Source organism: Streptococcus mitis (genome assembly GCF_902159415.1).
GTDB lineage: Bacteria > Bacillota > Bacilli > Lactobacillales > Streptococcaceae > Streptococcus > Streptococcus mitis_BG.
In genome coordinates this window covers 1,106,257-1,133,253 of record NZ_CABGJU010000001.1, presented here as the reverse complement: position 1 = coordinate 1,133,253, position 26,997 = coordinate 1,106,257, and the positions used below count along the sequence as shown (strand labels likewise).

26 protein-coding genes, 1 tRNA gene and 1 pseudogene are annotated in these 26,997 nt (G+C 39.9%); 24 read left to right on the top strand and 4 right to left on the bottom strand.

The features are described 5' to 3' along the window. Window positions 1-75 precede the first annotated feature (75 nt). Window positions 76-1,407 (top strand): hemolysin family protein, encoded by a 1,332-nt coding sequence (locus FN031_RS05985; protein ID WP_142558493.1) that lies wholly within the window; start codon window positions 76-78, stop codon window positions 1,405-1,407. Between the two features lie 223 nt (window positions 1,408-1,630). On the opposite strand, the gene FN031_RS05975 is transcribed toward FN031_RS05985, so the two are convergent. After that, window positions 1,631-1,701: transfer RNA gene (locus FN031_RS05975), tRNA-Cys, on the bottom strand. Between the two features lie 179 nt (window positions 1,702-1,880). On the opposite strand from FN031_RS05975, the gene FN031_RS05970 reads away from it, so the two are divergent. The 6 genes from FN031_RS05970 to FN031_RS05945 all read left to right on the top strand — a co-directional run bounded on the left by FN031_RS05970 (window position 1,881) and on the right by FN031_RS05945 (window position 8,717). Beyond that, window positions 1,881-3,863, top strand: a complete 1,983-nt coding sequence (locus FN031_RS05970) for a peptide ABC transporter substrate-binding protein (RefSeq protein WP_142558489.1) — start codon at window positions 1,881-1,883, stop codon at window positions 3,861-3,863. A gap of 65 nt (window positions 3,864-3,928) precedes the next feature. Further along, a complete protein-coding gene (locus tag FN031_RS05965) occupies window positions 3,929-5,425 on the top strand; it encodes an ABC transporter permease (protein ID WP_142558487.1) in 1,497 nt (498 codons plus the stop codon). After that, the gene (gene oppC / locus FN031_RS05960) at window positions 5,425-6,351 is read left to right on the top strand and encodes an oligopeptide ABC transporter permease OppC (RefSeq protein WP_075566217.1); all 927 of its coding nucleotides are present in this window, start codon (window positions 5,425-5,427) and stop codon (window positions 6,349-6,351) included. The genes FN031_RS05965 and oppC overlap by 1 nt, the downstream gene beginning before the upstream one ends. 8 nt (window positions 6,352-6,359) lie before the next feature. Continuing rightward, window positions 6,360-7,427 (top strand): ABC transporter ATP-binding protein, encoded by a 1,068-nt coding sequence (locus tag FN031_RS05955; RefSeq protein WP_142558485.1) that lies wholly within the window; start codon window positions 6,360-6,362, stop codon window positions 7,425-7,427. Window positions 7,428-7,437: 10 nt separating this feature from the next. After that, entirely contained in the window at window positions 7,438-8,364 is a 927-nt protein-coding gene (locus FN031_RS05950) for an ATP-binding cassette domain-containing protein (protein WP_142558482.1), read from the top strand. Window positions 8,365-8,516: 152 nt separating this feature from the next. Next, window positions 8,517-8,717: a mechanosensitive ion channel protein MscL gene (locus FN031_RS05945; protein WP_142558481.1), complete on the top strand. Its 201-nt coding sequence runs from the start codon at window positions 8,517-8,519 to the stop codon at window positions 8,715-8,717. 297 nt (window positions 8,718-9,014) lie between these two features. Here the strand turns inward: FN031_RS05945 and FN031_RS05940 are convergent. Next, window positions 9,015-11,429 (bottom strand): annotated as a pseudogene (locus FN031_RS05940) (glycosyl hydrolase family 95 catalytic domain-containing protein); the annotation flags it as partial. 281 nt (window positions 11,430-11,710) lie between these two features. On the opposite strand from FN031_RS05940, the gene FN031_RS05935 reads away from it, so the two are divergent. The 12 genes from FN031_RS05935 (at window position 11,711) to FN031_RS05880 (ending at window position 19,402) form a co-directional block, all read left to right on the top strand. After that, window positions 11,711-11,959 carry a YneF family protein gene (locus FN031_RS05935; RefSeq protein ID WP_075226808.1) on the top strand — a complete coding sequence of 83 codons (249 nt, stop codon included), beginning with the start codon at window positions 11,711-11,713 and terminating at the stop codon, window positions 11,957-11,959. 225 nt (window positions 11,960-12,184) lie between these two features. After that, window positions 12,185-12,979, top strand: coding sequence for a glutamate racemase (racE, locus tag FN031_RS05930; protein WP_142558477.1), 795 nt, complete (start codon window positions 12,185-12,187; stop codon window positions 12,977-12,979). Beyond that, window positions 12,976-13,947 carry a nucleoside-triphosphate diphosphatase gene (locus FN031_RS05925; RefSeq protein WP_142558475.1) on the top strand — a complete coding sequence of 324 codons (972 nt, stop codon included), beginning with the start codon at window positions 12,976-12,978 and terminating at the stop codon, window positions 13,945-13,947. The genes racE and FN031_RS05925 overlap by 4 nt, the downstream gene beginning before the upstream one ends. Then, window positions 13,923-14,444, top strand: a complete 522-nt coding sequence (locus FN031_RS05920; protein WP_142558473.1) for a metallophosphoesterase — start codon at window positions 13,923-13,925, stop codon at window positions 14,442-14,444. The genes FN031_RS05925 and FN031_RS05920 overlap by 25 nt, the downstream gene beginning before the upstream one ends. Then, on the top strand, window positions 14,441-14,902 hold the full coding sequence (cbpB, locus tag FN031_RS05915; RefSeq protein WP_142558471.1) for a cyclic-di-AMP-binding protein CbpB: 462 nt from the start codon (window positions 14,441-14,443) through the stop codon (window positions 14,900-14,902). Before FN031_RS05920 ends, cbpB begins: the two co-directional genes overlap by 4 nt. After that, window positions 14,899-15,633 (top strand): site-specific tyrosine recombinase XerD, encoded by a 735-nt coding sequence (gene xerD, locus FN031_RS05910; RefSeq protein ID WP_142558469.1) that lies wholly within the window; start codon window positions 14,899-14,901, stop codon window positions 15,631-15,633. Before cbpB ends, xerD begins: the two co-directional genes overlap by 4 nt. Further along, the gene (locus FN031_RS05905; protein ID WP_142558467.1) at window positions 15,633-16,367 is read left to right on the top strand and encodes a segregation/condensation protein A; all 735 of its coding nucleotides are present in this window, start codon (window positions 15,633-15,635) and stop codon (window positions 16,365-16,367) included. Before xerD ends, FN031_RS05905 begins: the two co-directional genes overlap by 1 nt. A 12-nt stretch (window positions 16,368-16,379) precedes the next feature. Further along, window positions 16,380-16,949, top strand: a complete 570-nt coding sequence (gene scpB, locus FN031_RS05900; protein WP_142558465.1) for an SMC-Scp complex subunit ScpB — start codon at window positions 16,380-16,382, stop codon at window positions 16,947-16,949. Then, complete coding sequence (locus tag FN031_RS05895; protein ID WP_142558463.1) at window positions 16,936-17,658, top strand: pseudouridine synthase; 723 nt, start codon at window positions 16,936-16,938, stop codon at window positions 17,656-17,658. The genes scpB and FN031_RS05895 overlap by 14 nt, the downstream gene beginning before the upstream one ends. Further along, entirely contained in the window at window positions 17,658-17,894 is a 237-nt protein-coding gene (gene yidD, locus FN031_RS05890) for a membrane protein insertion efficiency factor YidD (protein WP_142558461.1), read from the top strand. Before FN031_RS05895 ends, yidD begins: the two co-directional genes overlap by 1 nt. A 122-nt stretch (window positions 17,895-18,016) precedes the next feature. Continuing rightward, complete coding sequence (gene pepA, locus FN031_RS05885) at window positions 18,017-19,081, top strand: glutamyl aminopeptidase (RefSeq protein ID WP_142558459.1); 1,065 nt, start codon at window positions 18,017-18,019, stop codon at window positions 19,079-19,081. A gap of 24 nt (window positions 19,082-19,105) precedes the next feature. Continuing rightward, a complete protein-coding gene (locus tag FN031_RS05880) occupies window positions 19,106-19,402 on the top strand; it encodes a bacteriocin immunity protein (RefSeq protein ID WP_142558456.1) in 297 nt (98 codons plus the stop codon). 29 nt (window positions 19,403-19,431) lie between these two features. Here the strand turns inward: FN031_RS05880 and FN031_RS05875 are convergent, their stop codons facing one another. Then, entirely contained in the window at window positions 19,432-21,063 is a 1,632-nt protein-coding gene (locus tag FN031_RS05875) for a Na/Pi cotransporter family protein (protein ID WP_142558454.1), read from the bottom strand. A gap of 351 nt (window positions 21,064-21,414) precedes the next feature. Here FN031_RS05875 and FN031_RS05870 point away from each other — a divergent pair, with 351 nt between their 5' ends. The 5 genes from FN031_RS05870 to folB all read left to right on the top strand — a co-directional run bounded on the left by FN031_RS05870 (window position 21,415) and on the right by folB (window position 26,565). Next, window positions 21,415-22,614 (top strand): phosphoglycerate kinase, encoded by a 1,200-nt coding sequence (locus tag FN031_RS05870; RefSeq protein WP_142558452.1) that lies wholly within the window; start codon window positions 21,415-21,417, stop codon window positions 22,612-22,614. Window positions 22,615-22,911: 297 nt separating this feature from the next. After that, a complete protein-coding gene (folP, locus tag FN031_RS05860) occupies window positions 22,912-23,856 on the top strand; it encodes a dihydropteroate synthase (protein WP_142558450.1) in 945 nt (314 codons plus the stop codon). 1 nt (window position 23,857) lies between these two features. Next, window positions 23,858-25,156, top strand: coding sequence for a bifunctional folylpolyglutamate synthase/dihydrofolate synthase (locus tag FN031_RS05855; RefSeq protein ID WP_142558448.1), 1,299 nt, complete (start codon window positions 23,858-23,860; stop codon window positions 25,154-25,156). 3 nt (window positions 25,157-25,159) lie between these two features. Beyond that, window positions 25,160-25,714 carry a GTP cyclohydrolase I FolE gene (gene folE, locus FN031_RS05850; protein ID WP_142558446.1) on the top strand — a complete coding sequence of 185 codons (555 nt, stop codon included), beginning with the start codon at window positions 25,160-25,162 and terminating at the stop codon, window positions 25,712-25,714. 38 nt (window positions 25,715-25,752) lie between these two features. Then, window positions 25,753-26,565 carry a dihydroneopterin aldolase gene (gene folB / locus FN031_RS05845; protein WP_142558444.1) on the top strand — a complete coding sequence of 271 codons (813 nt, stop codon included), beginning with the start codon at window positions 25,753-25,755 and terminating at the stop codon, window positions 26,563-26,565. A gap of 43 nt (window positions 26,566-26,608) precedes the next feature. Here folB and FN031_RS05840 read toward each other — a convergent pair whose 3' ends face one another. Continuing rightward, the gene (locus FN031_RS05840; RefSeq protein WP_142558442.1) at window positions 26,609-26,926 is read right to left on the bottom strand and encodes a DUF960 domain-containing protein; all 318 of its coding nucleotides are present in this window, start codon (window positions 26,924-26,926) and stop codon (window positions 26,609-26,611) included. Window positions 26,927-26,997 lie beyond the last annotated feature (71 nt).

Genomic DNA, 26,997 nt, shown 5'->3' with positions numbered 1-26,997 from the left:
AAATCATAAAATAATGTGTAGAAGAGGAAAAATATGGTATAATAGTGTCAATTATACTATTTAGGAGAAGGTAAAATGGAAGACCCGAGCAGTCAGGATTTGTTACTGCAATTTGTATTATTAGTTGTTTTGACCTTTTTAAATGCTTTTTTCTCAGCAACAGAGATGGCTATGGTTTCCCTTAGTCGCTCACGCGTTGAACAAAAGGCTGAAGAGGGGGATAAACGCTACATCCGTTTGCTAAAGGTACTTGAAAACCCCAATCACTTTTTATCAACCATTCAAGTTGGTATTACTTTAATTACAATCTTGTCAGGGGCTAGGTTAGCAGATTCTCTTGGAGAATTGATTGCATCTTGGATAGGAAATAGTGAGACTGCGCATGCAGTGGCTTCTTTCTTATCACTTGCTTTTTTGACCTATATTTCTATCGTTTTTGGTGAACTTTATCCTAAACGCATTGCTCTAAATTTAAAAGATGCCTTGGCAATCCGAACAGTACCATTTATTATCGCACTCGGTAAGATTGTGAGTCCCTTTGTTTGGATGTTATCCGCATCAACGAATCTTTTGAGTCGATTGACACCGATGACATTTGACGATGCAGACGAAAAAATGACTCGTGATGAGATTGAGTATATGCTCACTAATAGTGAGGAAACCTTGGATGCTGATGAAATCGAGATGTTACAGGGGATTTTCTCACTGGACGAGCTTATGGCGCGTGAAGTCATGGTTCCTCGAACAGATGCTTTCATGGTAGATATCCAAGATGACACTCAGACCATTATCGAAAGCATCTTAAAACAAAACTTTTCTCGAATTCCTGTTTATGACGGTGATAAGGACAATGTCATTGGTTTGATTCATACAAAGAGTCTCCTTAAAGAAGCCTTTGTCAGTGGGTTCGATAATATCGTCTGGAAGCGAATCTTGCAAGATCCACTCTTTGTGCCTGAAACCATTTTTGTGGACGATTTGTTAAAAGAACTAAGAAATTCACAAAGACAGATGGCTATTCTTCTTGATGAATACGGAGGAATGGCTGGTTTGGTAACACTTGAGGATCTCCTTGAAGAGATTGTTGGTGAGATTGATGATGAAACTGACCGTGCTGAAGTCTATGTTCATACTATCGGCGAGGACACTCATATTGTCCAAGGGACAATGAATTTGAACGATTTCAATGATTATTTTGATGTCGAGCTTGAAAGTGACAATGTAGATACCATTGCTGGTTATTATTTGACAGGTGTGGGAACTATTCCAACATCAGAAAAACTCAGTTATGAGTTAGATAGTGGCAACAAGCATATCACCTTGACAAATGACAAGGTCAAAAATGGTCGTGTCACCAAACTTAAGGTTCAAATTCAAGAACTTGAATCAGAAGAAGAAACTGAATAAAACAAAAGCTTTATCAGAGAATACTGATAAAGCTTTTTTGAGCGGTCTTTTTTTTATTTACCCTGAAAGCTTGGATTCTAAATCCAAGCTCTAAAAAACACTCTCGCCCCAAACTCGCCCCAAAAGTTTTTAAAGTTATCCTATTTTATACGAAAATAAAAATAAAAAAGCCCATAAAAACAGACTTTCTTTTCGGATAAATTCCTATAAAATAGTATAAAAAAGGCGGTAGACGGATTTGAACCGACGATCAAGCTTTTGCAGAGCCGTGCCTTACCACTTGGCTATACCGCCTTAACTTTTAATATTATACCTTGAAAACTTCCTTACGTCAATACTTTCTTTTCTGAAAATTGATTATTCAATGTTTCAAAAAAAATGCGACAAAATATTCTGAAAATTCGTTTACTTTTTTAAGAATCTGTGGTATAATAATCACTATCATATAATTTTTATCAAAGGAGTTAGATAATATGAAAAAAAGTCGGATTTTTGCTCTAGCAGGCGTTGCTTTAGTTGCAGCTGGAGTTCTTGCTGCATGTGGTTCATCAAAGTCATCTAATGATGCAGAGGCTCCAAAAGCTTACGGTTATACATATACCGCTGATCCAGAAACTTTGGATTATCTTATCTCAGGTAAACAAAGTACAAAAGTGGCTACTTCAAATGGTATTGATGGCCTATTTACAAATGATAAATATGGGAACCTTACACCAGCAGTCGCAGAGGACTGGTCTGTATCAAAAGATGGTTTAACTTATACTTACAAGATTCGTAAGGGAGTAAAATGGTTCACTTCTGATGGTGAAGAGTACGCAGAAGTAACTGCTAAAGACTTCGTAAATGGTTTAAAACACGCAGCTGATAAGAAATCAGCAGCAATGTATCTAGCAGAAAATTCAGTTAAAGGTCTAGCTGACTATGTAGCTGGAAACAATAAAGATTTTGCATCAGTTGGTGTCAAAGCAGTTGATGATTACACTCTTGAATATACTTTGAACAAACCTGAGCCATACTGGAATACTAAAATGGCTTACTCAATTTTCTGGCCTTTGAACGAGGAATTTGAAAAATCAAAAGGAGCTGACTTTGGTAAAGCAACTGACCCTACTTCATTGCTTTATAATGGTCCATTCTTGCTTAGAGGTTTGACTGCTAAGTCTTCTATTGAGTTTGTTAAGAATGAAAACTATTGGGATAAAGATAATGTTCATTTGGATACTGTAACCCTTGCATACTACGATGGTTCAGACCAAGAGTCACTTGAACGTAACTTTACAAGTGGAGCATACAGCTATGCTCGTCTTTTCCCAACTAGCTCAAACTTCTCAAAAGTTGAAGAAACATATAAAGACAATATTTACTACAATCCACAAGGTCCTGGTATCGCTGGTTTGGGTGTCAATATTGACCGTCAAAGCTACAAGTACACTTCAAAAACTACTGATGAAGAAAAGACTTCTACTAAGAAAGCTCTTCTTAACAAAGATTTCCGTCAAGCTTTGAACTTTGCATTTGACCGTACTGCATACTCTGCTCAACTTAATGGTGAAAAGGGAGCTCCTCTTGCTGTTCGTAACCTTTTTGTAAAACCAGAGTTTGTGTCTGCTAACGGTAAAACATTTGGTGATATGGTTACTGAAAAAGTTGCTACTTATGGTGATGAGTGGAAAAATGTAAACCTTGCTGATGGTCAAGATGGACTCTTCAATGCTGAAAAAGCTAAAGCTGAATTAGCTAAAGCGAAAACTGCTCTAGAAGCAGAAGGTGTGAAATTCCCTATCCATATTGACATTCCAGTAGACCAAACATCTAAAAATTACATTGCTCGTATCCAGTCATTCAAGCAATCAGTTGAAACTACACTTGGAACTGAAAATGTAGTGATTGATATCCAACAAATCACTACAGACGAACTACACAATATCACATACTACGCAGCTAACGCAGCTGCAGAGGATTGGGACCTTTCAGGTGCAGTTGGATGGAACCCTGACTATGAAGACCCATCAACTTACCTAGATATCTTGAAAACAACTAATAGCGAAACAACTAAGTCTTATATGGGATATGACAACCCATCTAGCCCAGCAGTTACTCAAGTTGGTTTGAAAGAATATGATAAATTAGTTGACGAAGCTGGAAATGAAACAAGCGACCTAGCAGTTCGTTATGAAAAATACGCAGCAGCTCAAGCTTGGTTGACAGATAGCTCACTCTTCCTTCCGGCTATGTCTTCAAGTGGTGCAGCACCAATTATTTCTCGTGTAGTACCATTCTCAGCATCTTACACTCAATCTGGTGATAAAGGTTCAGATGTTTACTTCAAGTACCTCAAGTTACAATCAAATACTGTAACAACTAAAGAATATCAAGAAGCTCGTGAGAAATGGCTTAAAGAAAAAGCAGAAGCAAATGAAAAAGCTCAAAAAGAATTAGCGAGCCATGTGAAATAAATAATGCTCATTAGAACTTTCTCTCCACAAGGAGAAGGTTCTTTTGGGATTTTAAAGGAAATAATATGAAAAAATATGTTTTTATGCGTATCTTGCGGTCGTTGGTCTCGATCTTTTTAGTGACGACCTTGATCTACACGATTATCTATACATTAGTTCCACGGAAGTTGATTTTTAAACAAGATACTAACTACAATAAAATTGCAACAACAGCTGATAAACGGGATAATTATGAAAACACTGTTTTTGAGCGTATGGGGTATATCGAATATTACGATACGAAAGAGTTGCAGGAAAAAGCTAGTAGCATTGACCCTTCTGTTACAGTAGATGCAAATGATACAAGTAAAGCTATCTATGAAAAATATATCCAACAACTTGGAAATGGTTGGACTTTGGGTGTATTCACAGAGAGCGGTCAATTCTATGCAACACGTGAAATTCCTATTTTTGAACGTGTCTTCCACTTCTATGCAAACCTGCTTGATATTGACCATACAAATAAAATTCAAGATCCAGAAAATCCAAACTTGGAGCGTTATTTACGTTTTGAAAATGATCCTGCTATCGGTTGGTCTCTAGTTGGATCAGGTACAAAACATAAGTACCTCTTGTATTTCAACAGCCAGTTTCCATTTGTTCACCAAAACTTTGTCAACTTGAACTTAGGAGATTCTTACCCAACTTATGCCAATACTCCTGTTCTTCAAGTTATCACACAAGGTCAAGGACAAACCAAGACTTCAGAAGTTCAATTCCCAACAGGTAAGAAAACTTCATCAGTTAACATTTACTCAAGAACATACAAATCTCCAAGTCAAGCAGATGCACGTGAAGTAGCAAACTATGGTAAGGATGATCCTTATACAGCTACTGAAAGCAATTATCAGTATCCTTCAATGATTACAAGCTCTGCTATTACAGGTTTAATTGGTCTTGTAATTTCATACTCTATTGCGATTCCGCTTGGTTCTGCAATGGCTCGATTCAAGAATACCTGGATTGATAGTTTCTCAACAGGAACTTTGACTTTCTTGCTTGCCCTTCCAACCATTGCCTTGGTTTACATCATTCGTTTGATTGGTTCATCTATCGGATTCCCTGATTCATTCCCAATTTTGGGTGCTGGAGATTGGCGTTCTTATGTCCTTCCTGCAGTGATTTTGGGCTTGTTGGGTGCACCTACTATGGCAATTTGGATTCGTCGTTACATGATCGACCTACAATCCCAAGACTTTGTTCGTTTTGCACGTGCAAAAGGTCTATCTGAGAAAGAAATTTCAAACAAACACATCTTTAAAAACGCCATGGTACCACTCGTTTCAGGAATTCCAGGTTCTATCATTGGAGTTATTGGTGGAGCAACTCTTACGGAAACAGTCTTCGCCTTTCCAGGTATGGGTAAAATGTTGATTGACTCTGTAAAAGCATCAAATAACAACATGGTAGTTGGTCTTGTCTTTATCTTCACTTGTATCTCAATCTTCTCAAACCTTATTGGGGATATTTGGATGACGATGATTGACCCACGTATTAAATTGACAGAGAAAGGAGGCAAATAATGTCTACAATTAGTAATGATAAATTTCAGTTCGTAAAACGTGATGACTATGCCTCTGAAGTAATTGACGCTCCTGCCTATTCATACTGGGGTTCTGTCTTTAGACAGTTTTTGAAGAAAAAATCAACAGTCATCATGCTCGGTATTTTGATTTCTATTGTCTTGATGAGTTTCATCTATCCAATATTTTCTGATTTTGACTTTAATGATGTAAGTAAAGTTAACGACTTTAGTGCTCGTTTCATTAAGCCCAATGCTGAGCATTGGTTCGGTACAGACAGTAACGGGAAATCACTCTTTGATGGTGTCTGGTTTGGAGCACGTAACTCAATCCTGATTTCGGTAATTGCAACTACTATCAACCTTGTTATTGGTGTTATTGTCGGCGGAATTTGGGGTATCTCAAAATCAGTTGACCGTATCATGATGGAAGTCTACAACGTTATCAACAATATTCCATCGCTTTTGATCGTTATCGTTTTGACTTACTCTATCGGAGCAGGTTTCTGGAACTTGATTTTTGCCATGAGTGTAACAACTTGGATTAATGTTGCTTTCTCAATTCGTATCCAAATGTTACGTTACCGTGATTTGGAGTACAACCTTGCTTCACGAACTTTGGGAACACCAAGTTACAAAATTATTGTGAAAAACATTATGCCACAATTGGTATCTGTTATTGTTACGAGTTTGACACAAATGCTTCCAGCATTTATCTCATATGAAGCTTTCCTTTCATTCTTTGGACTCGGATTGCCGATTACAGTTCCAAGTTTGGGACGTTTGATCTCAGATTATTCTCAGAACGTAACTACAAATGCTTACCTCTTCTGGATTCCATTGACAACTTTGGTCTTGGTTTCCTTATCACTTTTCATTGTTGGACAAAACTTAGCCGATGCTAGTGATCCACGTACACATAGATAGGAGTAGAAATGACAAAAGAAAAAAATGTAATTTTATCTGCTCAAGATATTGTCGTGGAATTTGACGTTCGTGACAAAGTATTGACAGCTATTCGAGGAGTTTCTCTTGAGTTGATTGAAGGAGAAGTTCTTGCTTTAGTGGGAGAATCTGGATCCGGTAAATCAGTTTTGACAAAAACATTTACAGGAATGTTGGAAGAAAATGGACGTATTGCTTTTGGTAACATTGATTACCGTGGTCAAGATCTAACAGCACTTTCTTCTCACAAGGATTGGGAACAGATTCGTGGGGCTAAGATTGCAACAATCTTCCAAGATCCTATGACTAGTTTGGACCCAATCAAAACAATCGGAAGCCAAATTACCGAGGTTATCATTAAACACCAAGGTAAAACAGCAAAAGAAGCAAAAGAATTGGCTATCGACTATATGAATAAGGTTGGTATTCCTGATGCTGAAAAGCGATTTGAAGAGTACCCATTCCAATATTCTGGAGGGATGCGTCAACGTATCGTTATCGCTATTGCTCTTGCATGTCGTCCTGATGTTCTTATCTGTGATGAGCCAACTACGGCCCTTGATGTTACCATTCAAGCTCAGATTATTGACTTGCTTAAGTCTCTTCAAAATGAATATCACTTTACAACTATCTTTATCACACACGACCTCGGTGTTGTAGCAAGTATTGCAGATAAAGTTGCAGTTATGTATGCTGGTGAGATTGTTGAGTACGGTACTGTTGAAGAAATCTTTTATGATCCTCGTCATCCCTATACTTGGAGCCTACTATCAAGTTTGCCACAGTTAGCTGATGATAAAGGAGAACTATATTCAATTCCAGGTACTCCTCCGTCACTATATACAGAATTAAAAGGTGATGCATTTGCTCTTCGTTCAGATTACGCAATGAAGATCGATTTTGAAGAAAAAGCACCTCAATTTGCTGTGTCAGATACTCATTGGGCTAAAACTTGGTTGCTTGATGAACGAGCTCCAAAAGTTGAAAAACCAGCAGTAATTTCAAATTTACATGACAAGATTCGTGAGAGAATGGGTCTTGTTCATCTAGAAAACTAGGAGGAAGGAAATGTCTGAAAAATTAGTAGAAATTAAAGACTTAGAGATTTCCTTCGGTGAAGGAAGCAAAAAGTTTGTAGCCGTTAAAAATGCTAACTTCTTTATCAACAAAGGTGAAACTTTCTCTCTAGTTGGTGAGTCAGGTAGTGGTAAAACAACGATTGGTCGTGCAATTATCGGTTTGAATAATACCAGTAAAGGGGATATCCTCTTCGAAGGTAAAAAGATCAACGGTAAAAAATCACGAGCTCAAGAAGCTGAAGTAATCCGTCGTATTCAAATGATTTTCCAAGACCCTGCTGCTAGTTTGAATGAGCGTGCAACGGTTGACTATATCATTTCTGAAGGTCTTTATAATTTCCATCTATTTAAGGATGAGGAAGAAAGACAAGAGAAAGTTAAAAAGATTATTAGTGAAGTTGGACTTTTGGCTGAACATTTGACACGTTATCCTCATGAGTTTTCAGGTGGACAACGTCAACGTATTGGTATCGCTCGTGCCTTGGTTATGCAACCTGACTTTGTTATCGCAGATGAGCCGATTTCAGCCTTGGACGTTTCAGTTCGTGCCCAAGTTTTGAACTTGCTCAAGAAATTCCAAAAAGAACTAGGCTTGACTTACCTCTTTATTGCCCATGACTTGTCAGTTGTTCGTTTCATCTCTGACCGTATTGCAGTTATTTACAAAGGGGTCATTGTTGAAGTCGCGGAAACGGAAGAATTGTTTAACAATCCAATCCATCCGTATACTCAAGCTCTCTTGTCTGCGGTACCGATTCCAGACCCAATTTTGGAACGTAAAAAAGTTTTGAAAGTCTATGATCCAGATCAACATGACTACGAAACTGATAAACCTTCCATGGTCGAAATTCGTCCAGGTCATTATGTTTGGGCTAACCAAGCAGAATTGGAACGCTATAAAAATGATTTGAAATAAGAAAAGGTTTTATAATTTTTGTAGATTCATTCTATGAAGATTATGAAACTTTTTTCTTTTAGTTATAAAACTTGATTATCTTTTACAATTTGATATACTGAATACAATAAAAAGTAAGCGATTATAAGTGTGATTAACCAAGGGAGAATCAAATGGATCATCAACCAAATTTGTTTACTGATCTTGCTAGAACTGTTGGAGCATGCCTTTGGGTAAAAGGGATGGAAGTTTTAACTGAAAAGAAGGAATCAGAGCCAGAAGTGTTAGGGTTGACTAGATTTATTCTAGCTTTAAAACTAAGTTCTTCCTTACCAGGAATTCTTGGGCTTCCTAGAAAGGAAGATAAGAAATGAAATTGATTTGGGATATTCTATTTTTTATCTTGATTAAACCAATTATAATTTTAATAGAAATTATTTGGTATATCATTTACTCTGTAGTATACAATTTTTTTATAGACTTAGGAGTATCAATTTTAGATTGGATTGTAAAATTACTTTAGTTTGTAAAATTACTTTAGTAATGAGGAATTTAGATGATAAAAAAGGATGGAAAATCTTCCATCCTTTTTAGTTTATGGCAATACTAGAGTTAAAGCTGGTGATAACTTCGTAGAGTTTTTATCATATAGATTATACTTGGTTTAGTTCAGAGGAAATAGGGTCAGGAAAGTGCTCAAAGGTAATTAGGTCGCCCTTTTGAGTAGCAAGCTGGATGCGATTGTCTTTGATGCGGCTTGCTTGCACTTCCTTACCGTTAACTTTGACGAGGCTAGCTTCGATATTTGGATAGTCTACGACTAAATCTCCACCAACATTAGAAACGAAAGATAGCGTTTCAAGATTTTTTTCTTTCCATTTCATACTGACTTCAAAGTTGCCACGAGCGACTAAACCTGAAATTTGCGCGTCTTTCCATGCTTCTGGAAGAGCTGGTAATGGGGTAATGTAGCCAGTGTGGGATTGAAGGAGCATTTCTGCCATCCCACTGGTTGCACCAAAGTTACCATCGATTTGGAACGGTGCGTGCGTATCCCAAAGGTTTTCAAGAGTTGAAGATTTGAGCTGTTCTGCCAACAAACGGTGGGCACGATTTCCATCAAGCAGGCGAGCCCAGAGGTTGATTTTATTGGCCTTAGACCAACCCGTTCCATCATCTCCACGGTGGTTTAAGGTTGCGCGTGCTGCCTCTAGGTATTCAGGCTGATCCTTGCCAAATAAAGTACCTGGGAAGAGACCAACCAGATGAGAAACGTGACGATGGTGGTTTTCAATTCCTTCATTCGTGAATTGAGGACTGTCTTCTTCGTACCATTCCTTGATGCGACCATCTTGGTTGATATGAAGTGGTTTGAGTTTGTCAAATTTAGCCTTCACTTCGGTAACCAAGTCTTGGTCGACATTGAGATGATTGGCTGCTTCCATATAGTCGTGGAATAGCTGCCAAACCAGAGATTGGTCGAAGGTATTTCCGATAGTGATGGTCCCATGCTCTGGTGAGTATGATGGAGAAGAAACCCAACGGTCACTAGCATGGTCGTAGTGCAGGAAGGAGTTCCAGAACTTGGCTGTTTCCTTAAGCATTGGATAGATCTTTTCTTTGAGATAGGTTTCATCCTTGGTGAATTTGTAGTAATCATAGACGTTCTGCATCATCCAAGCATTGGCAGCCGGAGACCAACCCCAATAGTAATTCCAGCCTGGAGTTGTCCAGCCAAATGGCGTCGCTTGAGTATGAACGAACCATCCGTTTTCTTGGCCGTTCTTGGATTCAATACCTGCATATTCTTTAGCAGCGATACGACCATAGTAGCGCATGTCATCGATATAATTGACCATCGGCTTAGCAGTTTCTGCAAGATTGTTCATGTAGGCAGGCCAGTAGTTCATCTGAAGGTTGACATTGAGGTGGTAGTCGGAGTTCCAAGGTGGATTGTCTACAGCATTCCAGACTCCTTGCAAGTTGGCAGGAAGGGCATCCGTCCGATCACGAGATGAACTGATGAGGAGGTAACGTCCGTATTGGAAGAAGAGCTCTTCTAGTTGTTGCCCTTTTTCTGGGTTGTAGGTATGTAGAGCTTCTTTTGTAGTTTGGCTAAATTTGTTACCCCCAAGATTTAGTTGAACACGATTGAAGAGACTTTGATAATCCTTGATGTGGTTATTTTTTAGGGTTTCATAATCTTTTGCCTTAGCAGCTTCTACGATAGATTTGACAGTGTTTTCTAGGTCAATATCCTTGCGATAATTGGTTTTTGGATTTTGAGCAAAGTTGGTCTTGGCACTGAGTAAAAGGGTCGCATATCTGGCGCCAGTGACGGTCAAATAGCTGTCTTGAGCAGTGACTTGTCCATCCGTCTTGACTCCAAGATAGGAAGCAAATTGAAGACTATTATCTTTGACACTGCCTTTGAGTAAAATACCGTTGGTATCGACATTAACACTTCCTTCTTTGAAATTTGATTCTTCCATAGAGTACTCTCCATTAGCAATCAAATCTTCTGTCAAGCTATTCCAAAGGGTAAAATCAAGTGTTTTATCCCCTTTTTTACTCAAGTGAGTCACGGTAACATCGTCAGGATAGCTAGAGAAGGTTTCGCGTTTAAAGTTTGTCCCGTCCTGGGTATAAGAAGTAGTCGAGATAGCTTCAGAAATATCTAAGCCACGATGATAGTCGGTAACATTTTCCAAGCCTTTCTTTTGGTTGTTAAAGACCATAAAGATATCACCAAAAGATAAGTAACGACCATACTGAGCATTGTTTGGTCCTACGAGGTTACGCTCAGCTAATTGTTTGGCTTTTTGGCGGTTTCCTTCTTCCAATGCTTTCCGAATTTCTGCTAAGACCTTATAACGACCTTGATAGTTTCCTCCGTTGTAGTCGGTGCTATCTGGTTGTGGGCCACCAGACCAAAGAGTTTTTTCGTTGTATTGGATTCTTTCTTCACCGATGAGTCCGAAAACCTTAGCTCCCATTTCCCCGTTTCCGACTGGGAGAGCTTGTTTTTCCCAACCATCATAAGAAGGAGTAGCTGGTTGGTCGTATAAAAGTTGATAGTTATTTTTATTTTTCATAGATTTTTTATTATTGGTGTAAGTAGTATAGTGAGTTCTATGATTTTACTATAGCAGACACATTAACTTATTGCAAGGTTTTAAAGGCTTCATTTGTTTATTTTAAGGACAGTATATATTCTAATTTTTATAATGGATAATAAGCAAGCCTTTTTATAGGTAAAGTGAATTAAAATGTTGCTAGTTGCTTTCTGAAAGCGCAAATCAAACTAGTCAGCAGTGGGACTTTATGATATAATATAGTAGACTTTAAAAGAAACAGGAGAAATATTATGGATCTTATTTTAGCGATTGTCTTGATTGTTTTAGCTTTTCTAGGAGGTGCTCTTGGAGGCATGTACTTGGTGCGTAAACAAATTGAAAAAGAATTTGCTGATAACCCACGTCTGAATGCAGAAGCAGTTCGTACTCTTTTGAGTGCTAATGGTCAAAAACCAAGCGAAGCTAAGGTACAACAAGTGTATCACCAAATTATTCGTCAACAAAAAGCAGCTCTTGCTAACAGCAAAAAGAAAAAATAAAAGCTTCTTGTCACTATAAATAGGAAAAGTCTGGGATGAAAGTTCCAGACTTCTCACTATGTTCACATTTATTGAAGTTTGAAGCATTTTGCTTGCATTCTATTGATATTTGATTATGATTAAGAGGGAGACAGTTGGAACTTTACCAAACTGTCAGAAATTTCAGTAAGAAATGTAATGATAATGAACTATCAATCAGAAACATAAGACTAGAAAGAAGACTATATGGATAATCGACCAATTGGTTTTTTGGATTCGGGTGTCGGAGGCTTGACGGTTGTACGTGAACTCATGCGCCAGCTTCCCCATGAAGAAATCGTCTATATTGGAGATTCAGCACGGGCACCTTATGGTCCTCGTCCTGCTGAGCAAATTCGTGAATACACTTGGCAACTGGTCAACTTTCTTTTGACCAAGGATGTCAAAATGATTGTCATTGCCTGCAATACTGCAACAGCAGTTGTTTGGGAAGAAGTCAAGGCTAGGTTGGATATCCCTGTCCTGGGTGTCATCTTACCGGGTGCGTCAGCGGCTATCAAATCCAGCCAAGGTGGTAAAATTGGTGTAATCGGAACACCTATGACTGTATCATCTGACATCTATCGTCAGAAAATCCATGATCTGGATCCGGATTTACAGGTGGAAAGCTTGGCCTGTCCCAAATTTGCTCCTTTGGTTGAGTCAGGTGCACTTTCAACCAGTGTGACCAAGAAAGTAGTCTACGAAACTCTACGTCCTTTGGTCGGAAAAGTGGACAGTTTGATTCTGGGTTGTACTCATTATCCGCTCCTAAGACCTATTATCCAAAATGTGATGGGACCAGAGGTAAAACTGATTGATAGTGGAGCAGAGTGCGTGCGGGATATCTCTGTCTTACTCAATTATTTCGAGATTAATCGTGGCCGCGATGCCGGACCTCTACAACACCGTTTTTACACGACTGCAAATAGCCATAGTTTTGCTCAGATTGGAGCGGAATGGCTTGAAAAAGAGATTCATGTGGAGCATGTAACATTATGACCAACAAAATTTATGAATACAAGGATGACCAGGACTGGTATGTAGGCTCTTATAGCGTTTTTGGCGGTATTCGGACCTTGACGGATGATGAGTTAGACTTTCCTATGTTCCAATTCGTCAAAATATTTGGAGATGAAGAACGAGGCTTCCCGCTTTCAGTCACTGTTTTACGCTATGGTTCCCTTTATCGCTTACTCTCCTTTGTTGTCGATATACTCAACCAAGAGGCAGATCGCAATTTAGAAGTCATTCAACGCCAAGGTGCCTTACTCTTAGTTGAAAATGGGCAACTCTTGCATGTGGAATTACCTAAAGAAGGAGTAGATGTTGAAGCCTTCTTTGAAACTAGCAAAGTCAGAGAAACCTTGCTCATAGCGACTCGTAATGAAGGGAAGACCAAGGAATTTCGTGCTATCTTTGACAAGCTTGGATATGATGTGGAGAATCTCAATGATTACCCAGATCTGCCTGAAGTTGCTGAGACTGGTATGACCTTTGAAGAAAATGCTCGCCTTAAGGCTGAGACCATCTCCAAATTGACAGGTAAGATGGTTCTGGCGGATGATTCTGGTCTTAAAGTAGATGTTCTTGGCGGATTGCCAGGGGTCTGGTCAGCTCGTTTCGCAGGAGTAGGGGCAAGTGATCAAGAAAACAATGCCAAACTCTTACACGAATTAGCTATGGTCTTTGACCTCAAGAACCGTTCAGCTCAATTCCACACAACCTTAGTTGTAGCTAGTCCAAATAAGGAAAGCTTGGTGGTCGAAGCTGATTGGCCAGGCTACATTAACTTTGAACCTAAGGGTGAAAATGGTTTTGGCTATGATCCTCTTTTCCTAGTAGGAGAAACAGGCAAGTCATCAGCTGAATTAACCCTTGAAGAAAAAAATAGTCAATCTCACCGTGCCTTAGCCGTTAAGAAACTTTTGGAGGTATTTCCATCATGGCAAAGCAAACCATCATTGTAATGAGCGACTCCCATGGAGATAGCTTGATTGTAGAAGAAATACGTGATCGCTATCTTGGGAAAGTTGATGCCATTTTTCACGATGGTGACTCGGAGCTTCGCCCAGATTCACCACTTTGGGAAGGGATTCAGGTAGTTAGAGGAAACATGGATTTCTATTCAGATTATCCAGAACGCTTAGTGACTCAACTGGGTCCTACCAAGATTATCCAGACTCACGGCCACTTATTTGACATTAACTTCAATTTCCAAAAACTAGATTTCTGGGCTCAAGAGGAAGATGCTGATATCTGTCTCTATGGTCACTTACATGTACCAAGTGCTTGGATGGAGGGAAAGACTCTCTTTCTAAATCCAGGGTCTATCAGTCAACCACGTGGAGCCATCAGAGAATGTCTTTACGCTCGTGTAGAGATTGATGACAGCTATTTTAAAGTGGATTTTTTGACACGTAATCATGAGGTATATCCAGGCTTGTCTACGGAGTTTGTTCGATGATTGCCAAGGAATTTGAACTATTTTTACTGGAGCAAGAGGAAACCTTTTTGACTCCTGCTGAAAATTTGGCTGTCTTAATCGATACCCACAATGCAGATCATGCAATCCTCTTGCTTAGTCAGATGACCTATAGTAGGGTTCCAGTAGTAACAGATAAGAGAAAATTTGTCGGAACAATTGGCCTAAGAGATATTTTAGCCTACCAAATGGAGAATGGCTTGAGTCAAGAAGCCATGGCCGATACAGACATTGTTCATATGACAAAAAAGAATGTTGCAGTTGTTGAGCCAGATTATCAGCTCACGGATGTATTGCACAAGCTAGTGGATGAGTCCTTCCTCCCTGTTGTAGATAAGGATGGTGTTTTCCAGGGAATTATCACACGTAAGTCTATCTTAAAGGCTGTTAATGCCCTCTTACATGACTTTAGTAAGGAATATGAGATTCGAAGTAAATGAGAGAATGGATTATAGCATTTTTAGATGAAAAACAAGATTTGTCCAGTAATTCCAAGCAGTCTTATAAATATGATTTAGAGCAATTTTTAGACATGATAGGAGAGCAAATTTCTGAGACTAGTCTCAAGATTTATCAGGCTCAACTGTCGGATTTAAAACCGAGTGCCCAGAAACGCAAAGTTTCAGCCTGCAACCAGTTTCTCTACTTTCTCTATCAAAAAGGGAAGCTTAATAGTTTTTACCGTTTGGAGTTAGCCAAACAGGCTGAGAAAAGGGAAGAAAAACCAGAATTATTAGACTTGAGTTCTTTCTGGCAGGAAAGTAATTTTCCAGAAGGCCGCTTACTGGCTTTGCTGATGTTGGAATTAGGACTGTTGCCAAGTGAAATTCTAGCCTTGAAAATTGCGGATATAAATCTGGACTTTCAAGTGTTGAGAATTACTAAGTCTTCCCAACAAAGAATTGTAGCTCTCCCAAGAGCCTTGCTAACAGAGTTGGAGCCCTTTATGGGGCAGACCTATCTCTTTGAAAAAGCTGGGAAACCATACTCCCGTCAATGGGCCTTTCGTCAGTTAGAAGCCTTTCTAAAGGAAAAAGGTTTTACTGAGTTATCGGCTCAAGGCTTGAGAGAACAGTTTATATTAAGACAAATTGAAGAGAAGGTTGACTTGTACGAAATTGCTAAAAAATTAGGATTAAAGACAGTCATGACCTTAGAAAAATATAGATAATGGATATTAAATTAAAAGATTTTGAAGGACCTTTGGATCTGCTCTTGCACTTGGTTTCAAAGTACCAGATGGATATCTATGATGTGCCTATTACAGAAGTTATCGAGCAATATCTAGCCTATGTATCAACCTTACAAGCCATGCGTTTAGAAGTGGCAGGTGAATATATGGTGATGGCTAGCCAACTGATGCTTATCAAAAGTCGTAAGCTCTTGCCAAAGGTTGCGGAAGTGTCTGATTTAGAGGATGACCTAGAGCAGGATCTTCTTTCTCAGATTGAAGAATACCGCAAGTTTAAACTTTTGGGAGAGCAGTTGGAAGTGAAACACCAAGATCGAGCCCAGTATTATTCTAAAGCACCGACAGAGTTGATTTACGAGGATGCTGAACTTGTGCATGATAAGACCACGATCGATCTTTTCTTAGCCTTTTCAACCTTACTGACCAAGAAAAAGGAAGAATTCTCGAAAAATCATACAACCATTTTACGAGATGAGTATAAGATTGAGGATATGATGGTCATTGTTCGGGAAGCCTTAGTAGAAGGGCAACAACTATGCCTGCAGGATTTGTTTAAAGAAACCAAGGATTTACAAGAGGTCATTACACTTTTTTTAGCAACCTTGGAGTTGATTAAAACCCAAGAAATTCTCTTGATTCAAAAAGAGAGTTTTGGAGATATCTATCTCATGAAAAAGAATGAGGAAAGTCAAGTAGAGCAAAGTCAGGCTTGATAGAGAGGAAGTATGAGTACTTTAGCAAAAATAGAAGCACTCCTGTTTGTTTCGGGTGAAGATGGGATTAGAGTCCGCCAGTTGGCTGAGCTTCTATCACTTCCACCAACAGGAATTCAGCAAAGCTTAGAAAAATTAGCCAAAAAGTATGAAAAAGACCAGGATTCTAGTTTGGCCCTGATTGAGACAGGAGGGGCCTACAGATTGGTGACCAAGCCTCAATTTGCTGATATTTTAAAAGAATATTCTAAGGCGCCAATCAACCAGAGTCTATCTCGGGCTGCGCTTGAAACCTTGTCCATTATTGCTTATAAGCAACCTATCACACGTATAGAAATCGACGCTATTCGTGGGGTTAATTCGAGTGGAGCTTTGGCAAAGTTACAGGCCTTTGACTTGATACGAGAAGACGGGAAAAAAGAGGTGCTTGGACGCCCTAACCTCTATGTAACGACGGATTATTTTCTGGATTACATGGGTATTAACCATTTGGAAGAATTGCCTGTGATTGACGAGCTTGAAATTCAAGCACAAGAAAGCCAATTATTTGGTGAAAGGATAGAAGAAGATGAGAATCAATAAATATATTGCCCACGCAGGTGTGGCCAGTAGGAGAAAAGCAGAGGAGTTGATCAAGCAAGGCTTGGTGACTGTTAACGGTCAGGTAGTACGCGAACTAGCGACAACCATTAAGTCTGGCGACAAGGTAGAAGTTGAAGGTCAACCAATCTACAACGAAGAGAAGGTTTACTATCTGCTCAATAAACCACGTGGAGTGATTTCTAGTGTGACAGATGACAAGGGACGTAAGACTGTTGTCGACCTCTTGCCGAATGTTAAAGAGCGCATCTACCCTGTGGGACGTTTGGACTGGGATACGTCAGGTGTATTGATTTTGACCAATGATGGTGACTTTACAGATGAGATGATTCACCCACGTAATGAAATCGATAAGGTTTATGTGGCGCGTGTTAAAGGAGTGGCTAATAAAGAAAATCTCCGCCCCTTAACTCGTGGTCTTGAGATTGATGGTAAGAAAACTAAGCCGGCCGTCTACGAAATTATCAAAGTAGATCCTGTTAAAAACCGTTCTGTAGTACAATTGACCATTCATGAAGGGCGTAACCACCAGGTTAAAAAGATGTTTGAAGCAGTTGGGCTTCCAGTGGATAAGTTGTCTCGGACACGTTTTGGACATTTAGATTTGACGGGGCTTCGTCCAGGAGAATCCCGTCGTCTTAACAAAAAAGAAATCAGCCAACTACATACTATGGCTGTAACTAAGAAATAATGAAAAGAATTTTAATTGCGCCTGTGCGCTTTTACCAACGTTTTATATCCCCAGCTTTTCCGCCTTCTTGTAGATTTGAGCCAAGTTGTTCAAACTACATGATTCAGGCTATTGAGAAGCATGGATTTAAGGGGGGTCTGATGGGATTGGCACGGATATTGCGATGTCATCCTTGGTCTGAAATAGGTAAGGACCCCGTACCAGATCACTTTTCTTTAAAGAGAAATTCAAAATAAAAAGAATCACAGTCGTGATTCTTTTTTTGTGTAGATAGATCGATAGATCGATAGATTGATGATTTTCACTACCCTTCTCCTATAAAAAGTGGTAAAATGGTTGAAAGAAAGAAGGGATAGAAATGACAACATTATTTTCTAAAATCAAAGAAGTAACAGAACTTTCTGCTATCTCAGGTCATGAAGCGCCTGTACGCTCTTATCTCCGTGAGAAAATAACTCCTCACGTGGATGAAGTAGTAACAGATGGCCTAGGTGGTATTTTTGGTATCAAACACTCAGAAGCAGTCGATGCACCTCGTGTTTTGGTAGCATCTCACATGGATGAAGTAGGCTTTATGGTTAGTGAAATCAAGCCAGATGGCACTTTCCGAGTAGTTGAAATTGGCGGTTGGAATCCTATGGTTGTCAGCAGCCAACGTTTCAAACTCTTTACTCGTGAGGGACGTGAAATTCCAGTTATCTCGGGCTCAGTACCTCCACATTTGACTCGTGGGACAGGCGGGCCAACTATGCCAGCTATTGCAGATATCGTTTTTGACGGAGGTTTTGCGGATAAGGCTGAGGCTGAAAGTTTTGGTATCCGTCCTGGAGATACCATCGTTCCAGATAGTAGCGCAATCCTAACAGCTAACGAAAAAAATATCATCTCAAAAGCTTGGGACAACCGCTACGGAGTTCTCATGGTGAGTGAATTAGCAGAAAACTTGTCCGGTCAAAAACTAGGCAATGAACTTTTTCTTGGGGCTAATGTCCAAGAAGAAGTCGGACTTCGTGGTGCTCATACATCAACAACCAAATTTGACCCAGAAGTATTCCTTGCTGTGGATTGCTCGCCAGCTGGTGATGTTTATGGTGGTCAAGGTAAGATTGGTGATGGAACCTTGATTCGTTTCTACGATCCAGGTCACTTGCTTCTCCCAGGTATGAAGGATTTCCTTTTGACGACAGCTGAAGAAGCTGGAATCAAGTATCAATACTACTGTGGAAAAGGTGGGACTGACGCCGGTGCAGCTCATCTGAAAAATGGTGGAGTACCATCAACAACAATCGGTGTTTGTGCCCGTTATATCCATTCTCACCAAACCCTTTATGCAATGGATGATTTCCTTGAAGCACAAGCTTTCTTACAAGCCTTGGTTAAAAAATTGGATCGTTCTACAGTAGATTTAATCAAAAATTATTAAACAGAAATGACGGAGGTAATAGGGATGGAAGAACCAAACCTAGAAACCTTGATACGGGATCTTTACAATAATGCCCGTCAAAACCTAAGTGAAGATCTAGTGGTTGCGCTCCTAGAAACTGCTAAGCAATTGCCCAGTACCAATGAGCGCTTGCTAGCAGTACGGCTATCGGGTCTGGTCACTATTGAACTTCTCAAGAATCCCAAGACCCCAGCGCCAGAGTTAGTCAATCTGGCCCGCTTTATCAAAAAGGAAGAAGCGAGATACAGGGGTGCAGCCGCATCTTCCTTTATGATTGGAGAGCTATTTAAAATGCTTTGATTCGAAAGAATCAAAGCATTTTTTTCGTTTTAAATTTGTTCTGCCAAAACCTTTTCAGCAAGGTTCATAGCGTGGTCTGATACACGAGTGTAGTGAGAAATGATATCGATAAAGTTGACACCTGCTTGGGTAGAACATTCTCCGTTATTAAGACGTTTAATATGAGTCTTACGAAGGACACGTTCCATGTTGTTGATGTCTTCATGTCGTTCGATAAGAGCTTGAGCTTTTTTGAAATCATTATTTTCAACACTCTCAAGAGCATCTTTAACGAATTCGCTAGTTTTATGATAAATCTCTGCTAGTTCCTCTAAGGCAGCCTCAGAGAATTGAACATTTTTACGTTGCAAGTAATCGTTAAGATTGATCAAAGCTTCAGCGTGGTCTCCGATACGTTCTAAGTCTCGTGAAGAGTCAAGGATATTTGTTAAGACTTCACTCTCTTTTTGGCTCAAAGCTTCACCAGATAAACTAATGAGGTAACGAGTCAATTTTTCATCAATAGTATTGATAGCTTCTTCAGTCTTATGTCCCTTTTCTGCAACTTTTTCATTAGAGTTGATGATATAGTCGTAAGAGAGGTCAAAGGCTTTCGCAGCATAATTACCCAAGTGTAGAAGTTCTTTTTTAGCATTTCCAAGAGCGATAGATGGAGCTTGTTTGATCAGTTGCTCATCAAGGTAAAGTGGCTCGTATTTGACAACTTCGTCTTCTCCAGGGATAAGTTTGGTTACCAAGAAGGCAAGAGCACCGATGAATGGAAACTGAATGATTGTATTGGTAATGTTGAAGGTTCCGTGGGCGAAGGCAATGGTCATTTCTGGAGCTAGATTTAAGAAGCTCTCAAACCATTGGATTAAGCCTGTAAATGGAACGAGGAAGATAATACAGATAACGGTTCCGATAACGTTAAAGGTCACATGGGCTGCCGCCACACGTTTGGCTGCAATATTAGCACCCAAGGAAGCGATAATAGCAGTGATAGTAGTTCCGATGTTATCTCCAAAGAGAACTGGTAGGGCACCCTGAAGGTCAATCAGATTGCTAGCGTAGAGATTTTGTAGGATCCCGATGGTCGCTGAGGAGGCTTGAATCAGAAGGGTTAAACCTGTTCCGACAAGAACACCCAAGATTGGATTTTTACTCAGTTCTATCATGTAGTCTTTAAAGACTTGTAAATCCTTAAGGGGTTCCATTGCACCACTCATTAGATTGAGGGCGAAGAAGATACCACCGACACCAAAGATGATTCGTCCGATGTTATTGATGGTTCTATTTTTTGTGAAGAAGAGACAGACTGCTCCGAGAAAGAGCATAGGTAATGCGTAGTCTCCCAATTTAAAACCAATGATAAAGGATGTGACGGTTGTTCCAATATTGGCTCCCATAACAATCCCAATAGCCTGACGCAGGGTCAATAGTCCGGCACTAACCAGACCAACTGTAATAACCGTAACACCTGAACTCGATTGAATCAGGGCAGTCATTCCAATTCCAACTAAAATTCCAAAGAAAGGATTGCTGGTATATTTGTCAATGTAAAATCGAAGACGATCTCCAGCTGCTTGTTGCAAACCGTCCCCCATGGTCTTGATACTATATAAGAATAGTCCCAGACCACCTAAAAAGTGAAATGCAATTTCCTGCCAATTAATGGACATTTTCTTTTTCCTCCGAAAACTAATCGCGGAATTTCTCCCATTCTATTTTAAAGGATTCTAAGCAATCTCACAAGTAGTAAATAGTAAATTTTAATAAAAATGTAATGAATCTTTTATTAAAAAGTATCATTTAGTTGGGCTATTATTATTCCAACTAGTAAGCATTTTATGATTTTTTGGATGAAAATTTAAAATTAGTGAGAGTTTCGATTATCTAAGAATCACTAGTTTTATACTCTTATTTTTAAAGTAACAGACTAATCGAGAATGAGAAAAGTTTAAGGTTTTTCTATCTCTTTTACTGATTTTGTGATATAATTAACACATAAAAAAAATAAGGAGTCTTTTCAAATGGCAAAATTGACTGTTAAAGATGTTGAGTTGAAAGGGAAAAAAGTTCTCGTTCGTGTTGACTTCAACGTTCCTGTAAAAGATGGCGTGATCACTAATGATAACCGTATCACTGCAGCTCTTCCAACTATCAAGTATATCCTTGAGCAAGGTGGACGTGCAATCCTCTTCTCTCACCTTGGACGTGTGAAAGAAGAAGCTGATAAAGAAGGTAAATCACTTGCTCCTGTAGCTGCTGACTTGGCTGCTAAATTGGGTCAAGACGTTACTTTCCTTCCAGGTGTTACTCGTGGTGCTGAATTGGAAGCAGCGATTAACGCTCTTGAAGATGGACAAGTTCTCTTGGTTGAAAACACTCGTTTTGAAGATGTTGACGGCAAGAAAGAATCTAAAAATGATCCTGAACTTGGTAAATACTGGGCATCACTTGGAGATGGTATCTTCGTAAACGATGCATTCGGTACAGCTCACCGTGCGCACGCATCTAACGTTGGTATCTCAGCAAACGTTGAAAAAGCTGTTGCTGGTTTCCTTCTTGAAAACGAAATTGCCTACATCCAAGAAGCAGTTGAAGCTCCAGAACGTCCATTCGTGGCTATCCTTGGTGGTTCAAAAGTTTCAGACAAGATCGGTGTTATCGAAAACTTGCTTGAAAAAGCTGATAAAGTCCTTATCGGTGGTGGGATGACTTACACATTCTACAAAGCTCAAGGTATCGAAATCGGTAACTCACTTGTAGAAGAAGACAAATTGGATGTTGCCAAAGCTCTTCTTGAAAAATCAAACGGCAAATTGATCTTGCCAGTTGACTCAAAAGAAGCAAACGCATTTGCTGACTACACTGAAGTGAAAGACACTGAAGGTGAAGCAGTAGATCCAGGATTCCTTGGTCTTGATATCGGTCCTAAATCAATCGCTAAATTCGACCAAGAATTGACTGGTGCGAAAACAGTTGTATGGAACGGTCCTATGGGTGTATTTGAAAACCCTGACTTCCAAGCTGGTACAATCGGTGTGATGGACGCTATCGTGAAACAACCAGGCGTTAAATCAATCATCGGTGGTGGTGACTCAGCAGCAGCTGCGATCAACCTTGGACGTGCGGACAAATTCTCATGGATCTCTACTGGTGGTGGAGCTTCAATGGAGCTTCTCGAAGGTAAAGTCCTTCCAGGACTTGCAGCTTTGACTGAAAAATAAGAATTTTAAAAAAGAGGCTGGGACAAAAGTTCTAGCCTCTCAATTGTCTTTGGATTGTCGAGCAGGACGCAGTGGTTGAGTGGGCTCTACTACGCTGATTTCATCAGTTCTTACAACCCTACTCAACTGTGCGGAGGTGGGACGACGAAATCGAATTCTAACGAATTACCGATTTCTATCCCACTCTCTTTTTTGCGCTCTTTTAAAGTTTGAGAGTCCCGAGGGATAATTGGACAGAATCCAAAAAAAACAGTAAAATAGAGGAATACCAATCTAAATGAAATTTGAGTGATAATCGTGGAAAAAAGAGACAATCATACAAAAACAGCTATTTGCGGTATTATCAATGTCACCCCAGATTCTTTCTCTGATGGGGGTCAATTTTTTGCTGTTGAGGAAGCCTTAAAACAGGCTAGAAAATTGATAGACGAAGGAGCCACTATCCTAGATATTGGTGGAGAATCCACTCGACCTGGAAGTAGCTATGTTGAGATTGAAGAGGAAATCCAACGTGTTATCCCAATCATTAAGGCTATCCGTCAAGAGAGTGATGTTCTGATTTCGGTCGACACATGGAAAAGTCAGGTTGCAGATGAAGCTCTAAAAGCTGGTGCCCATATAGTCAATGACATTACTGGTCTCATGGGTGATGAGAAGATGGCGGATGTGGTTGCTAAAGCTGGAGCTCAGGTAGTCATCATGTTTAATCCAGTAATGGCACGCCCTCAACACCCTAGTTCACTTATCTTCCCTCATTTTGGCTTTGGTGAGCCTTTTACAAAGGAAGACTTAGATGAGTTTGAAAAACTACCAGTAGAAAAACTGATGACAGCTTTCTTTGACCGTGCTCTAGTAAGAGCGGAAAAAGCAGGAATTTCGAAAGAAAACATCATGCTAGATCCTGGGATTGGCTTTGGCTTGACCAAAAAGGAAAATCTCATACTTCTACGTGACCTTGATAAATTACACGAGATGGGCTATCCTATCTTTTTAGGAGTCTCTCGCAAGCGCTTTGTCATCAATATTCTGGAAGAAAATGGTTTTGAAGTAAACCCGGAAACTGAAAAAGGCTTCCACAATCGTGATACGGCTTCAGCTCATGTGACCAGTATCGCCGCTAGACAGGGTGTAGAAGTTGTGCGTGTACACGATGTAGCCAGCCACAAGATGGCAGTTGAAATTGCATCAGCCATCCGTCTGGCAGATGATGCGGAAAATTTAAACTTGAAACAATATAAATAAGATGAATAAAAACGAAACGAATCAGTGGATAACCCACTATCGGACAGACCGACCAAACTTTGGTTTGGAGAGGATGTTGAAGCTATTAGTCCTACGAGGCAATCCTCATCTTAAGCTCAAGGTTATCCATATCGGAGGCACCAATGGCAAGGGTTCTACCATAGCTTTTTTGAAAAATATGTTGGAAAAGATGGGGCTAAGAGTTGGAGTCTTTAGCTCACCCTATCTGATTCATTATAGGGATCAGATTAGTATTAATGGTGAATCCATCTCAGAAGCGAGATTGGAAAGGCTGATGGCAGAATATCGCTCACTACTTGAAGGGGAGCATGCTCATGATTTGCAGGGAACGACAGAGTTTGAGATTATCACTGCTATAGCCTATGATTATTTTGCTTCTGAGCGAGTCGATGTGGCCATTATGGAAGTAGGTATGGGCGGACTTTTGGATAGCACCAATGTTTGCCAGCCTATCTTAACAGGTATTACGACCATTGGGTTGGACCATGTAGCTTTGCTGGGTGATACCCTTGAATCCATCGCAGAGCAGAAGGCTGGAATTATCAAACAAGGAGTTCCCCTGGTAACAGGAAATATTGTCCCAGAAGCCTTAGCAGTTATCAACCAAATCGCGAAAGCGAAAGAGGCTCCTAGGCTTGTTTATGGGGAAGATTATCAAGTCAGTCATCAAGGGAGTGTGAGGACGGGAGAAGTCTTTGACTATACAAGCCCGCATAGACAAGGTAGCTTTCAGACAGGATTGCTGGGTTTACACCAGATAGAGAATGCTGGGATGGCCATAACCCTGTTAGATACCTATTGCCAAGAGACTGGCCGAGAATTGGCAAGTAATGACATAGTGGCTCAGGCCTTGGCAGAGACAAGCTGGCCTGGACGATTGGAAGTTGTTTGTAGAGAACCCTTAATGATTTTGGATGGGGCCCATAATCCCCATGCAATCAAGGCTTTGGTAGAAACCTTGCAAGAACGCTTTGCCGACTACCAGAAGGAAATCCTCTTTACTTGTATCAAGACCAAGGCTTTAGAGGACATGCTAGACTTATTAAGTGCCTTGCCGAATACTGAACTGACACTCACTCACTTTGACGATAGTCGAGCAACTGACGAAGAGGTGTTAAAAGCGGTAGCCCGTTCTAGAAAGCTTAACTATCAAAGTTGGCAGGAATTTCTAGATCAAAAAATAACAGAAAATGAAGAGAAAAAAACAGTTAGGATAGTTACGGGCTCCTTGTATTTCTTGAGCCAGGTGAGAGCCTATCTAATGGAGAGGAAAAACTAGAGAATGAATACACAAAAGATTGAGACGGCTGTAAAAATGATTATCGAAGCGGTCGGTGAAGATGTTAATCGCGAAGGCTTACAGGAAACTCCTGCACGTGTAGCTCGCATGTATCAGGAGATTTTTTCAGGACTTGGTCAAACGGCGGAGGAACATCTATCAAAATCCTTTGAAATCATTGATGACAATATGGTAGTAGAAAAGGATATCTTTTTCCATACCATGTGTGAACACCACTTCTTACCCTTTTATGGGAAAGCTCATATCGCCTACATTCCAGATGGACGAGTAGCAGGTTTGTCTAAGCTTGCACGTACAGTTGAAGTTTATGCTAAAAAGCCACAGATTCAAGAACGCTTGAATATCGAAGTGGCAGATGCTTTGATGGAATATCTAGGTGCTAAGGGAGCCTTCGTTGTGATTGAAGCAGAGCATATGTGTATGAGTATGCGTGGTGTTCGAAAACCAGGAACTGCAACCTTGACAACAGTAGCTCGTGGAGTATTTGAGACAGACAAAGATCTTCGAGATCAAGCATACCGTCTCATGGGGTTATAAAAATCGATTCAAACGATTTTTTCTAGAAAGGACTAGTTATGGATCAATTGCGCATTAAGGATTTGGAAATTTTTGCCTATCATGGTCTTTTCCCAAGTGAGAAGGAACTGGGCCAAAAATTTATCATTGATGCAAGCTTATCCTACGATATGACCAAGGCTGCTACGGACTTAGATTTGGAAGCTTCTGTCCATTATGGCGAGCTCTGTCAGCAATGGACAACTTGGTTTCAGGAAACCACTGAAGACTTGATTGAAACAGTTGCCTACAAACTAGTAGAGCGCACTTTTGAAACCTATCCAATAGTTCAAGAAATTAAACTGGAACTCAAAAAACCATGGGCGCCTATTCATCTACCACTAGACACCTGTTCAGTAACCATCCATCGCCGCAAACAAAGAGCCTTTATTGCTCTAGGTAGCAATATGGGGGATAAGACGGCTAATCTTGAACTAGCTCTTGACAAGATGCGTACTCGTGGGATTCGTATTCTCAAAGAGTCTAGTGTGATTATAACTGAGCCATGGGGCGGTGTAGAGCAAGATAATTTTGCTAATCAGGTCATTGAAGTCGAAACTTGGCTGCCGGTTCCAATTTTATTAGAAAACTTATTAGCTATTGAGTCTGAAATGGGACGGGTCAGAGAAGTGCATTGGGGACCTCGTTTGATTGATTTGGACTTGCTTTTTATGGAGGATCAGGTCATTTATAACGATAGTCTCATCTTGCCGCATCCTTATGTTGCTGAGCGACTTTTTGTCTTAGAGTCGCTGCAGGAAATTGCACCTCATTTCATCCATCCAGTCCTAGGACAACCGATTCGTCACTTATATCAAGAATTGAAAAAATAAAAAAACCTAGTCTCCTAAACTAATTGTTAGGATGCTAGGTTTTTTAATAAAGTTCATTTTCTTCTGGGAGAAGGATTGTTTCCTTTCCATCCATATCTAAGACAATTACTTTAGGTGGATAGAGAGGATCAAAAGGGTGGGTGAAGTCAAAATCAATGATTGTAGGTAGATGTTGACTTGAAAATCGAAAGGTAATAGCTCCATTGCTATTTAAGAGTCGAAACTCTAGCTCATCTTCTAACTCAAAAACATGTTTTAGGAAATGGTCAATAATATACCAAATGGAGTCGATGACATCGTCTGGTAAGTTAGTTGCGATACCAAAACTTGCACAACGTCTATGAGAATCTGTAAAAGACATCCATACCTCCAACTCGTTTTCTTATTATCATACTGCAAAATGGTGTAAAAATCAAGAAAAGTTTGTTGTAA

Excerpts from the sequence above, each read along its gene's own strand:
- FN031_RS05985 (WP_142558493.1), top strand. The coding sequence starts at position 76 with ATGGAAGACCCGAGCAGTCAGGATTTGTTACTGCAATTTGTATTATTA.
- FN031_RS05970 (WP_142558489.1), top strand. The coding sequence starts at position 1,881 with ATGAAAAAAAGTCGGATTTTTGCTCTAGCAGGCGTTGCTTTAGTTGCA.
- FN031_RS05965 (WP_142558487.1), top strand. The coding sequence starts at position 3,929 with ATGAAAAAATATGTTTTTATGCGTATCTTGCGGTCGTTGGTCTCGATC.
- oppC (WP_075566217.1), top strand. The coding sequence starts at position 5,425 with ATGTCTACAATTAGTAATGATAAATTTCAGTTCGTAAAACGTGATGAC.
- FN031_RS05955 (WP_142558485.1), top strand. The coding sequence starts at position 6,360 with ATGACAAAAGAAAAAAATGTAATTTTATCTGCTCAAGATATTGTCGTG.
- FN031_RS05950 (WP_142558482.1), top strand. The coding sequence starts at position 7,438 with ATGTCTGAAAAATTAGTAGAAATTAAAGACTTAGAGATTTCCTTCGGT.
- FN031_RS05945 (WP_142558481.1), top strand. The coding sequence starts at position 8,517 with ATGGATCATCAACCAAATTTGTTTACTGATCTTGCTAGAACTGTTGGA.
- FN031_RS05935 (WP_075226808.1), top strand. The coding sequence starts at position 11,711 with ATGGATCTTATTTTAGCGATTGTCTTGATTGTTTTAGCTTTTCTAGGA.
- racE (WP_142558477.1), top strand. The coding sequence starts at position 12,185 with ATGGATAATCGACCAATTGGTTTTTTGGATTCGGGTGTCGGAGGCTTG.
- FN031_RS05925 (WP_142558475.1), top strand. The coding sequence starts at position 12,976 with ATGACCAACAAAATTTATGAATACAAGGATGACCAGGACTGGTATGTA.
- FN031_RS05920 (WP_142558473.1), top strand. The coding sequence starts at position 13,923 with ATGGCAAAGCAAACCATCATTGTAATGAGCGACTCCCATGGAGATAGC.
- cbpB (WP_142558471.1), top strand. The coding sequence starts at position 14,441 with ATGATTGCCAAGGAATTTGAACTATTTTTACTGGAGCAAGAGGAAACC.
- xerD (WP_142558469.1), top strand. The coding sequence starts at position 14,899 with ATGAGAGAATGGATTATAGCATTTTTAGATGAAAAACAAGATTTGTCC.
- FN031_RS05905 (WP_142558467.1), top strand. The coding sequence starts at position 15,633 with ATGGATATTAAATTAAAAGATTTTGAAGGACCTTTGGATCTGCTCTTG.
- scpB (WP_142558465.1), top strand. The coding sequence starts at position 16,380 with ATGAGTACTTTAGCAAAAATAGAAGCACTCCTGTTTGTTTCGGGTGAA.
- FN031_RS05895 (WP_142558463.1), top strand. The coding sequence starts at position 16,936 with ATGAGAATCAATAAATATATTGCCCACGCAGGTGTGGCCAGTAGGAGA.
- yidD (WP_142558461.1), top strand. The coding sequence starts at position 17,658 with ATGAAAAGAATTTTAATTGCGCCTGTGCGCTTTTACCAACGTTTTATA.
- pepA (WP_142558459.1), top strand. The coding sequence starts at position 18,017 with ATGACAACATTATTTTCTAAAATCAAAGAAGTAACAGAACTTTCTGCT.
- FN031_RS05880 (WP_142558456.1), top strand. The coding sequence starts at position 19,106 with ATGGAAGAACCAAACCTAGAAACCTTGATACGGGATCTTTACAATAAT.
- FN031_RS05875 (WP_142558454.1), bottom strand. The coding sequence starts at position 21,063 with ATGTCCATTAATTGGCAGGAAATTGCATTTCACTTTTTAGGTGGTCTG.
- FN031_RS05870 (WP_142558452.1), top strand. The coding sequence starts at position 21,415 with ATGGCAAAATTGACTGTTAAAGATGTTGAGTTGAAAGGGAAAAAAGTT.
- FN031_RS05855 (WP_142558448.1), top strand. The coding sequence starts at position 23,858 with ATGAATAAAAACGAAACGAATCAGTGGATAACCCACTATCGGACAGAC.
- folE (WP_142558446.1), top strand. The coding sequence starts at position 25,160 with ATGAATACACAAAAGATTGAGACGGCTGTAAAAATGATTATCGAAGCG.
- folB (WP_142558444.1), top strand. The coding sequence starts at position 25,753 with ATGGATCAATTGCGCATTAAGGATTTGGAAATTTTTGCCTATCATGGT.
- FN031_RS05840 (WP_142558442.1), bottom strand. The coding sequence starts at position 26,926 with ATGTCTTTTACAGATTCTCATAGACGTTGTGCAAGTTTTGGTATCGCA.